9 protein-coding genes and 1 pseudogene are annotated in these 13,243 nt (G+C 57.5%); 8 read left to right on the top strand and 2 right to left on the bottom strand.

The annotated features are described in order from the left end of the window. Window positions 1-45 precede the first annotated feature (45 nt). The 7 genes from LINBF2_RS06170 (at window position 46) to LINBF2_RS06140 (ending at window position 9,549) form a co-directional block, all read left to right on the top strand. On the top strand, window positions 46-1,686 hold the full coding sequence (locus tag LINBF2_RS06170; RefSeq protein ID WP_281891220.1) for a 3-(methylthio)propionyl-CoA ligase: 1,641 nt from the start codon (window positions 46-48) through the stop codon (window positions 1,684-1,686). A gap of 31 nt (window positions 1,687-1,717) precedes the next feature. Continuing rightward, the gene (locus tag LINBF2_RS06165; RefSeq protein ID WP_281891219.1) at window positions 1,718-3,817 is read left to right on the top strand and encodes a 3-hydroxyacyl-CoA dehydrogenase NAD-binding domain-containing protein; all 2,100 of its coding nucleotides are present in this window, start codon (window positions 1,718-1,720) and stop codon (window positions 3,815-3,817) included. Between the two features lie 21 nt (window positions 3,818-3,838). Then, window positions 3,839-5,014 (top strand): acetyl-CoA C-acyltransferase, encoded by a 1,176-nt coding sequence (locus tag LINBF2_RS06160; RefSeq protein WP_104797418.1) that lies wholly within the window; start codon window positions 3,839-3,841, stop codon window positions 5,012-5,014. An 18-nt stretch (window positions 5,015-5,032) separates the two neighbouring features. Beyond that, a complete protein-coding gene (locus LINBF2_RS06155) occupies window positions 5,033-5,455 on the top strand; it encodes a PaaI family thioesterase (RefSeq protein ID WP_104797419.1) in 423 nt (140 codons plus the stop codon). A 273-nt stretch (window positions 5,456-5,728) separates the two neighbouring features. After that, window positions 5,729-8,101 (top strand): Tex family protein, encoded by a 2,373-nt coding sequence (locus LINBF2_RS06150; RefSeq protein ID WP_281891218.1) that lies wholly within the window; start codon window positions 5,729-5,731, stop codon window positions 8,099-8,101. Between the two features lie 15 nt (window positions 8,102-8,116). After that, window positions 8,117-9,175, top strand: coding sequence for a phospholipase (locus tag LINBF2_RS06145; RefSeq protein ID WP_281891217.1), 1,059 nt, complete (start codon window positions 8,117-8,119; stop codon window positions 9,173-9,175). Beyond that, window positions 9,172-9,549 (top strand): TfoX/Sxy family protein, encoded by a 378-nt coding sequence (locus LINBF2_RS06140; protein WP_281891216.1) that lies wholly within the window; start codon window positions 9,172-9,174, stop codon window positions 9,547-9,549. The genes LINBF2_RS06145 and LINBF2_RS06140 overlap by 4 nt, the downstream gene beginning before the upstream one ends. A 17-nt stretch (window positions 9,550-9,566) precedes the next feature. Here LINBF2_RS06140 and LINBF2_RS06135 read toward each other — a convergent pair whose 3' ends face one another. Continuing rightward, window positions 9,567-10,724, bottom strand: a complete 1,158-nt coding sequence (locus tag LINBF2_RS06135; protein WP_281891215.1) for an iron-containing alcohol dehydrogenase — start codon at window positions 10,722-10,724, stop codon at window positions 9,567-9,569. Window positions 10,725-10,763: 39 nt separating this feature from the next. On the opposite strand from LINBF2_RS06135, the gene LINBF2_RS06130 reads away from it, so the two are divergent. Continuing rightward, the gene (locus LINBF2_RS06130) at window positions 10,764-11,714 is read left to right on the top strand and encodes an alpha/beta hydrolase (RefSeq protein WP_281891214.1); all 951 of its coding nucleotides are present in this window, start codon (window positions 10,764-10,766) and stop codon (window positions 11,712-11,714) included. Between the two features lie 11 nt (window positions 11,715-11,725). Here LINBF2_RS06130 and glpK read toward each other — a convergent pair. Then, window positions 11,726-13,216: pseudogene (glpK, locus tag LINBF2_RS06125) on the bottom strand (glycerol kinase GlpK). Between the last annotated feature and the right edge of the window lie 27 nt (window positions 13,217-13,243).

Below are 13,243 nucleotides of genomic sequence, written 5' to 3'. Positions count from 1 at the left end.
AGAAAAAAGCACGATCGTGCGGAAAAGTAAAAACAAGGAGACACCATGCTAGGACTGATGCAAAACCAACCGCTGCTCATCTCAAGCCTGATTGAGTTTGCAGACAAACACCATGGCGATGGTGAGGTGGTGTCACGCCGCGTCGAGGGCGATATTCATCGCTACACCTGGTCTGATGTGGCGCGCCGCTCGCGCCAAGTGGCCAATGCACTCGACGGTATGAAACTGGGTTTCAGCGACCGCGTGGCCACCATCGCTTGGAACGGCTACCGCCACCTTGAGCTTTACTTTGGTGTCAGCGGTTCAGGCCGCGTGTTACACACCATCAACCCACGCCTGCACCCAGAGCAAATTGCGTGGATCGTCAACCACGCTGAAGACCAAGTGCTGTGTTTTGACATGACCTTTTTGCCCATCGTTCAAGCCGTGCACAGCAAGTGCACATCAGTCAAACATTGGGTGGCGATGTGCGATGCGGACAAACTGCCAGCAGACACGGGCATTCCTAACCTCATCAGTTACGAAGCTTGGATGGGCACTCAAAGCACCAGCTACCAATGGCCGGTGTTTGACGAGAACACGGCATCAAGCATGTGCTACACCAGCGGCACCACGGGCAACCCCAAGGCAGCGCTGTACAGCCACCGCTCCACCACCTTGCACGCCTACGCAGCAGCTTTGCCCGATGTGATGTGCATCTCTGCGCGTGATGCCATCCTTCCAGTGGTGCCTATGTTCCACGTCAATGCTTGGGGCATCCCCTACAGCGCAGCGCTCACCGGTGCCAAGCTGGTGTTTCCAGGCCCCGGCATGGACGGCAAATCGGTTTACGAAATGATTGAGAACGAAGGCGTCACCTACGCCGCTGGCGTGCCCACGGTGTGGCAAATGTTGCTCGGGCACATGAAGCCCCATGGCTTGAAGTTCTCTACCTTGAAGCGCACCGTCATTGGTGGCTCGGCTTGCCCACCCGCCATGATTGATGCCTTCCGCGACGACTACGGCGTAGAGGTGTTGCACGCTTGGGGCATGACCGAGCTCAGCCCCTTGGGCACTTTGTGCACACTGAAGAATAAGCACCTTAAGTTGCCCAAAGAAGAGCAAATGAAATTGCTGATGAAGCAAGGCCGTGCGATTTACGGCGTCGACATGAAGATCGTCAATGACGCTGGCGACGAGCAACCTCACGACGGCAAAGCCTATGGCGACTTGTTGGTGCGCGGCCCTTGGGTGGTAGCCAACTACTACAAAGGCGAAGGCAACCCGCTGGTGAAAGACAAAGACGGGCAAGACTGGTTCCCCACAGGCGACGTGGCCACCATCGACGCCGATGGTTTCATGCAAATCACCGACCGCAGCAAAGACGTCATCAAGTCGGGCGGCGAATGGATCAGCTCCATCGACATTGAAAACATTGCCGTGGCTCACCCCGCTGTGGCCATGGCCGCTTGCATTGGCGTGGCGCATCCTAAGTGGGACGAGCGCCCCATCGTGGCCGTGGTGAAAAAGCCCGACGCACAAGTGAGCCGTGAAGAACTGCTGGCTTTCTACGAGGGCAAGACTGCCAAGTGGCAAATCCCAGACGACGTGGTGTTTGTCGATGCCATCCCGATTGGGGCCACGGGCAAGATGCTCAAAACCAAATTACGCGAGCTGCTCAAAGACTACAAGCTGCCCACCGTTTAACCCGACCAATTCGTTTAATGAAGGAAATGCAATGAGTGCAGACTACCAAGTACACGGCGATGTTGCTGTGATCACTTTGAACAACCCGCCAGTCAACGGCATGGGGCTCGAGACCCGCCGCGCCGTTGTGGCAGGCATTGCGCAAGCGCAAGCTGATGCCGCGGTGAAAGCGGTGGTCATCACCGGCCACGGCAAAGCCTTTTCGGGTGGTGCAGATGTGCGTGAATTTGGCTCACCCAAAGCCTTCCAAGAGCCCAATTTGTTGAGCGTGATTGCTTGCGTAGAAAACTGCAGCAAGCCCGTGGTGGCCGCCATGCACACCGTGGTGATGGGCGGTGGCTTAGAGCTGGCTCTGGGTTGCCATTACCGCATTTGCGCACCGGGCACCAGCATCAGCATGCCCGAAGTAAAGCTCGGCTTGATTCCTGGCGCAGGCGGCACACAACGTTTGCCACGCGCGTTGGGCGTAGAGCCCGCGTTGAACATGATCGTGAGCGGCGAAGCCATCAAAAGCGACATGCTCAGCATGTTGCCTGGCCAAAAGCTGTTTGACCAAATGGCCATGTCGCCACAAAGCCTGATGGACGAGGCTTTGGCCTACGCCCGTGAAGTGGCTGATGTGCGTCCACTGCCCAAAGTGCGTGACTTGCCTTGCAAGCATCCACTGGGCGACGCGTACTTTCAGTTCGCACGCAACATGGTCAAAGGCATGGCCAAGAACTACCCAGCGCCACCCAAAGCGGTGGACGCCGTGGAAATGGCCACCAAGAAGAAGTTTGACGAAGGCATGATGTACGAGCGTGAGCAGTTCATCAACCTCATGTGGACGCCTGAGAGCCGTGCTTTGCGCCACTTGTTTGGCGCACAACGGGCGGCCAGCAAGATTGCCGATGTACCCAGCGACACACCAGTGCGTGACATCAAACTCGTGGCCATCATTGGTGCAGGCACCATGGGCGGCGGCATTGCCATGAACTTCTTGAATGCAGGCATTGCAGTCAAGATGATTGAAACCAAGCAAGAAGCCTTGGACCGTGGCGTAGCCACGATCAAGAAAAACTACGAAGACCGCGTCAAAAAAGGCAAACTCAAAGAAGACAAAGCAGCCCAGCGCATGGCGCTGCTCAGCACCACACTGAGCTACGACGACATCAAAAATGCCGACCTCGTCATTGAAGCCGTGTTTGAAGACATGGGCGTCAAAGAAGCGGTGTTCAAACAACTCGATGCTGTGATGAAGCCGGGCGCGATTTTGGCGTCCAACACCTCGACCTTGGATCTGAACAAAATCGCCAACTTCACCAAGCGTCCGCAAGACGTGGTGGGCTTGCACTTCTTCAGCCCCGCCAACGTGATGAAACTGCTCGAAGTGGTGCGTGGCAAAGACACCGCCAAAGACGTGCTAGCCACCGCGATGGACGTGGCCAAGAAAATCAAAAAAATTGCCGTGCTCTCAGGCGTGTGCGATGGCTTCATTGGCAACCGCATGATTGACCAATACGGTCGCCAAGCTGGCTTTTTGCTGGACGAAGGCTGCACCCCTGCGCAGGTGGACCGTGCCCTTGAGAAATTTGGCTGGGCCATGGGCCCATTCCGCATGGGTGACTTGGCAGGCAACGACATTGGCTGGGCCATCCGCAAACGCCAATACGCAGAAAACCCCACACGTCGCTACAGCAAAACAGCCGACCTGTTGTGCGAACAAGGCCGCTTTGGTCAAAAGACGGGTGCGGGCTGGTACGACTACAAGCCAGGCAAACGCGATGCGATCCCGAACAAAGACGTGGAGGCCATGATTGCGAAACACCGCGAATCGCTCGGCATCAAACCGCGCAAGATCAGCGACGAAGAAATCGTGCAACGCCTGAACTTTGCTTTGGTGAACGAAGCTGCCCACATCTTGGCGGAAGGCATTGCCAGCAAGGCCAGCGACATCGACATGGTCTACATCAGCGGTTACGGCTTCCCCATCTTCCGCGGTGGCCCTATGAACTATGCCGACGAGTTGGGCCTGTTTAACGTGGTGCAAGCCATGCAGCGCTTTGCCACCAACCCCCACGATGACGCCGAGTTTTGGAAGCCAGCACCTTTGCTCGCCGAGCTCGCCGCCGAAGGCAAAACCTTCAACTGAACACAGAATTAAGGAATCCCTATGACCAACGCTGTCATCGTCTCTACCGCCCGCACACCGCTTGCCAAAAGCTGGAAGGGCTCTTTCAACATGACCCATGGCGCGACCTTGGGTGGTCACGTCGTCAAACACGCCATTGCACGCGCCGGCATTGAAGCCGCCGAGGTGGACGACGTCATCATGGGCTGCGCCTTGCCCGAAGGCGCAACCGGCACCAACATTGCCCGCCAAATCGCACTGATGGCTGATTGCCCTGTGTCGGTGTCGGGCATGACCATCAACCGTTTTTGCTCTTCAGGCTTGCAAACCATTGCCACCGCCGCGCAACGCATCATTGCAGGCGAGGGCGATGTGTATGTGGCCGGTGGCGTGGAAAGCATTTCGTGCGTGCAACAAGAGATGAACCAACACATGTTGGTCGACTTGGCATTGCAAAAGAAAAAGCCAGAGATGTACTGGAACATGCTGCAAACCGCTGAACATGTGGCCAAGAAATACAACATTGGCCGCGAAGCCATGGACGAATATGGCGCACGCAGCCAGCAACGTGCTTTTGCTGCGCAATCGGCTGGTTTGTTTGATGCAGAAATTGCCGCCATCACTGTCAAAGCCGGTATTGCCGACAAAGTGATGGGCTTGATGACCAAGCAAGTCACGGTCAGCAAGGACGAGGGCATTCGCGAAGGCTCCACCGTCGAAGCTTTGGCCAACCTCAAATCAGCCATGCCCGGTGGGTTGATTTCTGCCGGTAACGCCAGCCAGTTCTCAGACGGCGCAGGCGCTTGCGTAGTTATGAGCGAAGAGCTGGCAAGCAAACGCGGCCTGAAACCTCTTGGCCGCTTCCTCGGCTTTGCCGTGGCAGGTTGCGAGCCAGACGAAATGGGTATTGGCCCCGTGTACGCCATCCCCAAAGTACTCAATCGCTTAGGCCTGAGTGTGGGTGACATTGACCTGTGGGAACTCAACGAAGCCTTTGCCGTGCAAGTGCTTTACTGCCGCGACAAACTGGGCATCCCCGATGACCGCCTCAACGTCAATGGTGGTGCGATTGCGGTGGGCCACCCCTACGGCGTGAGCGGCCAGCGCTTGGTAGGCCACGCCCTGATCGAAGGCAAACGCCGTGGCGCCAAACGCGTGTGCGTGACCATGTGTATCGGCGGCGGCATGGGTGCTGCGGGTATCTTCGAAGTTCTGTAACACCTCAAGGAGAACACCATGCAAGAAAGCTTTGGCGCCTACATCCCGTTTGTCGACCATTTGGGTTTTGAGCTGGTGTTCTTTGATGAAGGACAGTCCGAGCTGCGCTACACCCCCGAGCCTGAGCACATGAACTCGTTCAATGTGACGCATGGCGGGGCGGTGATGACACTGCTAGACGTGACCCTGGCCACGGCAGCCCGCAGTGTGGACAAAGGCATGGGCGTGGTCACCATCGAGATGAAAACCTCGTTTATGCAGCCTGCAAAAGGTACTTTGACTGCCAAGGGCCGTTTGATGCACCGCACGGGCAGCATGGCATTTACAGAAGGTACGTTGTACGACGCAGAAGGCAAAGCATGTGCCCACGCGACGGCAACTTTTAAGTACGTGAAGCGTGAAGCTGCCCCCACGCAGCTGCACGAAATTCCTACGGACTGAGGTTCTTCTTACGTTGAGATAGCTTCATCTCTTTAGCTCGGGGTTGCGGCGGGCCTAGCACGCTTACATCACACCTAATCCCGCGAATTAGCACGTTAACTCGCCTTAAAGCCAGTGGGTTGGGGTGAGCCAAGGCGGCGCCATTCGTCGCGCAGCGATGTAAGCCGTCTTGGCTTACCACAACCCAGGCCAACGAAGGGAAGCTATGTTTTCAAGCACCCTAGAGAGCTAAGGCAAAATTGCCCGCTTTAGCGAATTCGACTGACTGAAAACATGCAAAAAATTACCCGCCAACTGGCGGACGAAATCAAGATCTCCGAAGCACAAGTGCGCTCTGCTGTTGAGCTGCTTGACGGTGGTGCCACCGTGCCCTTTATTGCCCGTTACCGCAAAGAAGTGACTGGCGGCTTGGACGACATTCAGCTGCGCGAACTCGAAGCGCGCCTGAGCTATCTGCGCGAGCTAGAAGACCGCCGCGCTGCCGTGATCAAGAGCATTCAAGAGCAAGGCAAGCTCACGCCAGAGTTGTTGGCTGCGATCGAAGCTGCGCCCACCAAGCAAGAGCTGGAAGACATTTACTTGCCGTTCAAACCCAAGCGCCGCACCAAGGGCATGATTGCCAAAGAAGCGGGCTTGGAGCCACTGGCCGACAAGCTGTTTGCCGACCCCACGCTCAACCCCAATTTGGAAGCCGAAGCCTTCATCCTGCCCGCAGGCAAGATTGAAGGGGCCGACTTCTCATCAGTGGCCGCTGTGCTGGATGGCGTGCGCGATTTGTTGAGCGAGCGCTGGGCCGAAGACGCAACATTGATTCAAAGCTTGCGCGAGTGGCTATGGGCCGAAGGTTTGTTCCGCAGCAAGATCGCTGCCGGCAAAGACGAAAACAACCCCGACGTGGCGAAGTTTCGCGACTACTTTGATTACGACGAACCTATTGGCCGCGTGCCATCGCACCGAGCATTGGCCGTGTTCCGTGGCCGTGCATTGGAAATGCTCGACGCCAAATTGGTTCTTCCCGTCGAGCCAGAACCCGGCAAACCCAGCTTGGCTGAAGGCAAGATTGCTTTGCACTTGGGCTGGAGCCATTCCAGCAGGGCAGGGGACGACCTGATTCGCAAATGCGTGGCATGGACATGGCGCGTGAAGCTCAGCCTCTCCACCGAGCGCGACTTGTTCACGCGTCTGCGTGAAGAGGCCGAGAAGGTCGCCATCAAAGTGTTTGCCGACAACTTGCGCGACTTGCTGCTGGCAGCACCTGCTGGACCACGCGTGGTGATGGGCCTGGACCCTGGCATTCGCACCGGCGTGAAAGTGGCCGTGGTCGATGCCACTGGCAAGCTGGTGGAAACATCTACCGTTTACCCACATGAGCCTCGTAAAGATTGGGATGGCTCGCTCTACACCTTGGCTAAATTGGCCGAGAAACACGGCGTGAACTTGATTGCCATTGGCAACGGCACAGCCAGCCGCGAGACTGACAAACTGGCGGGCGAGCTCATCAAACTCATGGCGAAGCATGACGCGAGCAAAGTCATCGACAAAGTGGTGGTCAGCGAAGCCGGCGCGTCGGTTTACAGCGCCAGTGAATACGCCAGCAACGAAATGCCCGATGTAGACGTGAGCCTGCGCGGCGCGGCCAGTATTGCGCGCCGCTTGCAAGACCCCTTGGCCGAGCTGGTGAAGATTGACCCCAAGTCCATCGGCGTGGGCCAGTACCAACACGATGTGAACCAAAGCGAACTCGCCCGTACGCTTGAAGCCGTTGTGGAAGACTGCGTGAACAAAGTGGGCGTGGACCTGAACACCGCCAGCGTGCCTTTGCTCACCCGCGTGTCGGGGCTTAGCACCACCACCGCCAAAGCCGTGGTGCGTTGGCGCGAAGCCAATGGTGCGTTTGCCAACCGCCAGCAGTTGCTCAAGGTCACGGGCCTAGGCGCGAAAACGTTTGAGCAAAGCGCAGGCTTCTTGCGCATTCGCGATGGCGACAACCCGCTGGACATGACCGCGGTTCACCCTGAAACCTACGCGACAGTCGAACGAATCATGGCTCACACTGGCAAGCCCGTGGCCGAGCTGATGGGCCGCGCAGACATGCTCAAAACTTTGAAGCCCGAGCTGTTTGCCAATGACACCGTGGGGGTGATCACCGTCAAAGACATCTTGAGCGAACTCGAAAAGCCAGGCCGCGACCCGCGCCCCGATTTCAAAGTGGCCAAGCTGCAAGACGGCGTGGAAGATATCAAAGACCTGAAGGTCGACATGGTGCTTGAAGGCACGGTCAGCAACGTAGCCGCCTTTGGCGCGTTTGTCGATTTGGGTGTGCACCAAGACGGCCTCATTCACGTGAGCCAACTCAGCAACAAGTTCATCACCGACGCGCGCGAAGTGGTGAAGACCGGCGACATCATCAAGGTGAAAGTGCTGGAAGTGGACGTGGCCCGCAAACGCATCAGCCTGACCATGAAGATGGACGCTGCACCTGCGCGTAAAGATGGCCCACGCGATAACCGCTTTGAACACGCAGGCCGCGACAACCGTCAACGTGGTGGCGGCAGCTACAGCAGTGGCTACACGGCACCACCGCAAGCGGCGGCAGGTTCGGCCATGGCGAGTGCATTTGCCAAGCTGCAAGGTTTGAAGAAGTAATCACAAGGCCACGCGTTGAAAGCCCTGCACATCTACGCTGGCCCGAAAGCCATGGCCCACATCGAGGCCAATGGCTTGAAGCCCGAACACATTGGCGTCATCCCCGCTGCGGCAGGTGGGCCCAAGGGTTTGATACTCGGGCCACTGGACCGTTTTTTGTTTGGCGAGTGGTTGCCGCAAAGCACACAGCCCATCGACCTCGTGGGCGCGTCCATCGGTGCGTGGCGCATGGCCACGGCGTGTTTGGACAATCCCGTGCAAGGCTTTGAACGCCTGTCGCACGATTACATCCACCAAGAGTACAAAGTACCCGAGGGTCAAAAGCGCCCCAGCGCAAAGCAGGTGAGCGACGAGTTCAGTCAAACCCTGCAAGCGTTTTATGGCGGCCATGTCAACGAAGTGCTCAACAACCCGCGCTATCGCTTGCATGTGGTGACCTCGCGTGGCAAACACATCCTGCACCACGAGCACCCGCTGCTCACGCCCTTGGGCTACGCAGGTGCATATCTGTGTAATGCCGTGCAACGCAAAGCCATAGGCGCGTGGCTAGAACGCGTGGTGTTTTCTAGCCGTGGTGAGTTGCCGTTTAATACGGCCGACTTTGTCACCCAACACATGGCGCTGAACGAGCGCAATTTCATGGCCGCGCTGCAAGCCAGTTGCTCCATCCCATTTGTGCTGCAAGCCGTGCACGACATTCCCGATGCGCCTTCCGGCGCGTATTGGGATGGCGGCATCACCGACTACCACTTGCACCTCAACTACAAGGGGCTTGTGCTGTACCCACACTTTCAAAAAGCTGTGGTGCCTGGCTGGCTAGACAAAGCCCTGAAGTGGCGACACAAAGCCACCCCGTTTTTAGACAACACCATCGTCTTGGCCCCCAACCCCGAGTGGGTCAAAACACTGCCCAACGGCAAGCTGCCAGACCGCAGTGACTTTGTGAGCTATGTCTCTGACTTTGAATGCCGGGTGAAGGTGTGGAAAGAGGCCGTGCTTGCGAGTGAGCAGATGGCACAAGAGTTTGCCGACTGGGCTGCACATCCCAGCATGGCTGCTGTGCAGCGTCTTTGAACAAGCAAATTGTGCGCATGAACGAATCCATCGACTACCTGCACGAAGTCTTTGATGCATTCGGTCCCATCCGCGCTCGCCGCATGTTTGGTGGCTGGGGCATTTATCACGATGGTTTGATGTTTGGGCTGTATGCCGCAGGGCGTTTGTATTTGAAGACCGATGCGCACAACGTGGCGCAGTTTGAGGCGGCGGGGTCTGAGCCGTTTACGTATATGCAACGCAACAAACCGGTGAAGCTGTCCTACTGGTCCGCCCCCGAGGCCGTGCTGGATGAGCGTGAGCAGGCTGAGGTGTGGGGACGCACCGCGTTTGAGGCGGCGCTTCGCACGCAAGCAGCCAAGATGAAGCCCAAGGCGAAGCAGGCTAAGTAATCTACGCTTGCGCGACCTTACATCGCCGCTTGCAGCATCGAGCGGTATTCCTGCGCCGTGGCCAAGCGTGGGTTAGTTTTGTGGCAATGGTCTGCCATGGCACCTTCGATGATTTTGTCAAACCATGCAGTTTTAACGCCCATCTCGGCCAAGCCTTTGGGTAAACCTAACCGGGCATTCATGGCGTTGATGGCTTGGGCAATGGCCTCAGCCGCTTCGAGCGGGTGGTGTATTTCGCCCAAGCCCATCGCATAGGCCATGCGCTGCATGCGGCGCTCTTTTTGCACCGACTCGGCTTGCGCATTGAAGCGCACCACCGCAGGCAAGAACATGGCGTTCAAGGTGCCGTGGTGCAAACGTGGGTTCACACCGCCCAAACTGTGGCTGAGCGAATGCACGCAGCCCAAACCTTTTTGAAACGCCATCGCTCCTTGCATGGAGGCGCTCATCATGTTCAGGCGTGCATCGCGGTCTTGGCCATCGTTGGTTGCGCGTTCGATGTGCGCCCAGCCACGTGTGAGGCCGTCAAGCGCAATGCCGTCAGCAGGTGGATTGAACGGCGCTGCCATGAAGGTTTCCATGCAGTGGGCAATCGCGTCCATGCCGGTGGCAGCGGTGAGGGCAGGGGGCAAACCGAGGGTGAGTTCTGGGTCGAGCAGGGCAGCCTTGGGCACCAAGTGCCACGAGTGAAAACCCAGCTTGCGCCCATCGTCCACGATGACGATGGCGCCACGCGCCACCTCGCTGCCCGTCCCCGCCGTGGTGGGCACCGCAATGATGGGTGACACCGCGGGCGTGATTTTGAGCGAGCCGCCTTCGATGGTGGCGTAGGTTTTGAGCGGGCCTTCGTGCGTGGCAGCGATGGCCACGCCCTTGGCGCAATCGATGGAAGAGCCGCCGCCCACGGCAATCAAACCATCGCAGTGATGAGCGTGATACACCGCGACAGCGGCGCGCACGGCGGCCTCGTTGGGGTTGGATGGCGTTTGGTCAAACACCGCGACTTCGAAGCCCTGCAACGCGTCTAGCGCTTTTTGCAAAATGCCCACGGCTTTCACGCCTTGGTCACTCACGATGAGTGGTCGTTTGATGTTGGCCTTCTCACACTCCGCCCCAAGGGTCGCGAGCACGCCAAAGTCAATCTGGATGTTGGTGAGGTAGAGGATTTGAGCCATGGCACACTATAAAAGCCATAGCCACAAAAGCAAACCCAGATGAGTCACCCACGTAACCCGCAAAGCCTGTTGACCCCCGCCATGCGTGATGTACTGCACGCCATTGCCAAAGCAGGCCGTCCGCCGATGGCACTGCTGATGCCTGAGCAAGCCAAACAAGCCTATGCCTTGGGCGCTGGCGTGCTGGAGGTGAACTCACAAAAAATGGCGCGTGATGACACACTGCACATCCCCACCCGCGACGGGGCGACACTGCGCGCCAAGCTGTGGGCCGAACACGCAAAACCTAACTTACCCGTGCTGTTGTACTTTCATGGCGGTGGCTTCACCGTGGGCAGCCCCGAAACGCACGAGGCCTTGTGCAAACACTTGGCCCACTTGGCACACTGTGCCGTGGTGTCGCTGGACTATCGACTCGCACCTGAATACACATTTCCCACCGCGCACAACGACGCATTCGATGCGCTGCAATGGCTAGCCACCAATGCAAGCAGCCTAGGTTTAGACGCCACACGCATTGCCGTTGGTGGCGACAGCGCTGGCGGCACACTCACTGCGGCCACTGCCATTGCCGCGCGTGATGCAGGCATTGACCTGAAGCTGCAACTCATGTTCTACCCCGGCTGTTCGCCGGAGCACATGGCCTCAAGCCACACCTTTGAAAAAGGCTTTTTGCTAGAGAAAGCCAGCATCGAATACTTCTACGGCCACTACATGCCCAACGCGGAAGACCGTCACGACCCACGGTTTTCACCTCTGTTGGCTGACGTGTCGGGCGTGGCCCCCGCATGGCTGGGCTTGGCCGAGTGCGACCCATTGGTCGATGAAGGCGTGACCTACGCCGACCATCTACGCTTGGGCGGCGTGGCTGTGGACTTAGAAATTTACAAAGGCGTGGTGCACAGCTTCATCCAAATGGGCCGCGTGATTCCTGAAGCGCTGACGGCGCACCTAGATGCCGCGCGCGCTTTGCGGCACGCGTTTGCATGAGCGCGTTAGGCTCAAAGCACTGTTTTACGAACCGCGTGTTCCCATTGCGCCATCAAATCGGTCGCGTAGTCAGGCGTGCGCTGCGGGCTAAAACGACGCTCCACACGCCACAGTTCGCTCAATTCATCTGTGCTGCTATAAACCCCCGTGGCTAGGCCTGCCAGATAGGCTGCACCCAGTGCTGTGGTTTCTACGACTTCAGGGCGCACCACATCAATGCACAATAAATCAGCTTGGAATTGCATCAACAAATCGTTCACACAAGCCCCGCCATCCACACGCAGTTCACGCACTTGGGCAACACCCGCCAAGGTCAAATCACGACTCATCGCTTGTAGCAAGGCAGCACTTTGAAAAGCAATGCTCTCTAATGCGGCTCTAGCAATATGCGCTACCGTGCTGCCGCGTGTGAGACCTGTGATAGATCCTCGTGCATCCGCGTGCCAATACGGTGCCCCCAACCCCGTGAATGCAGGCACCACCATCACACCACCGGAGTCCGGAACGCTTTCAGCCAAAGCTTGTACCTCACTGCTGTGACGAATGGCCCCCAAACCATCACGCAACCACTGCACCACTGCACCGCCCACAAAAACGCTACCTTCGATGGCAAATTGCGGTTGCGCCGTCGCTTGTGCAGCACTGGTGGTGATCAATCCATTTTGTGAGCGCATGCCATCAGCCCCCGTGTGCATGAGCATGAAGCAACCCGTGCCGTAGGTGTTCTTCACCATACCTGCACTGAAGCAAGCTTGCCCAAACAGGGCACTTTGCTGATCTCCAGCAACACCCCCGATAGGAATGGCATGTCCCAGCAAATCGGCACGCACTTCGCAGTACTGAGCACTAGAAGCCTGCACGGTGGGCATCATGACCTCAGGTATGCGCAGGGCCGCCAACAGCTCAGCATCCCACTGGTTGGTGTGGATGTTAAAAAGCATGGTGCGAGAGGCATTGCTCACATCGGTGGCGTGTACCGCACCCCCGCTGAGTTGCCACATCAGCCAGCTGTCGACTGTGCCAAATAGCAACTCACCACGTTCAGCTTGGGCACGCGCTTGGGGCACATGATCCAAAATCCATTGGAGTTTGGTTCCCGAAAAATAAGCATCGACCAGCAAACCTGTTTTGGCTTGGATGGTGTCGCTCAGGCCCTGCTCACGCAAGGCCACACACGCAGGTTCGGCTCGGCGGTCTTACCAAACAATCGCGTTGTAAATGGGTTGGCCTGTGTTTTTATTCCACACCACGCTGGTTTCGCGTTGGTTGGTGATGCCAAGCGCGCCTACATCACGGGCGCTGATGCCAGCTTTAGCCAGCACTTCTTTGGCGGTTGCCAACTGGGTCTGCCAGATTTGCATAGGGTCATGCTCGACCCAACCAGGATTGGGATAAATCTGCGTGATCTCTTGCTGAGCAATCGCCACGATTTGCCCGAGTTGGTTGAAAACAATGCTGCGTGAGCTAGAAGTGCCTTGGTCAAGGGCAAGGATGTAGGTCATGTGTTCTTCTTTCTTGGCGAAAAGTTC

Origin of the sequence: Limnohabitans sp. TEGF004 (assembly GCF_027924965.1) — a bacterium.
Classification (GTDB): Bacteria; Pseudomonadota; Gammaproteobacteria; order Burkholderiales; family Burkholderiaceae_C; genus Limnohabitans.
The sequence above is the reverse complement of the archived record's forward strand: the minus strand, read 5'-3'. Positions and strand labels throughout refer to the sequence as shown.

Bases quoted from the DNA above. Each gene is read 5' to 3' on its own strand.
- LINBF2_RS06170 (WP_281891220.1), top strand. From the start codon at position 46: ATGCTAGGACTGATGCAAAACCAACCGCTGCTCATCTCAAGCCTGATT.
- LINBF2_RS06165 (WP_281891219.1), top strand. From the start codon at position 1,718: ATGAGTGCAGACTACCAAGTACACGGCGATGTTGCTGTGATCACTTTG.
- LINBF2_RS06130 (WP_281891214.1), top strand. From the start codon at position 10,764: ATGAGTCACCCACGTAACCCGCAAAGCCTGTTGACCCCCGCCATGCGT.
- LINBF2_RS06160 (WP_104797418.1), top strand. From the start codon at position 3,839: ATGACCAACGCTGTCATCGTCTCTACCGCCCGCACACCGCTTGCCAAA.
- LINBF2_RS06135 (WP_281891215.1), bottom strand. From the start codon at position 10,724: ATGGCTCAAATCCTCTACCTCACCAACATCCAGATTGACTTTGGCGTG.
- LINBF2_RS06150 (WP_281891218.1), top strand. From the start codon at position 5,729: ATGCAAAAAATTACCCGCCAACTGGCGGACGAAATCAAGATCTCCGAA.
- LINBF2_RS06155 (WP_104797419.1), top strand. From the start codon at position 5,033: ATGCAAGAAAGCTTTGGCGCCTACATCCCGTTTGTCGACCATTTGGGT.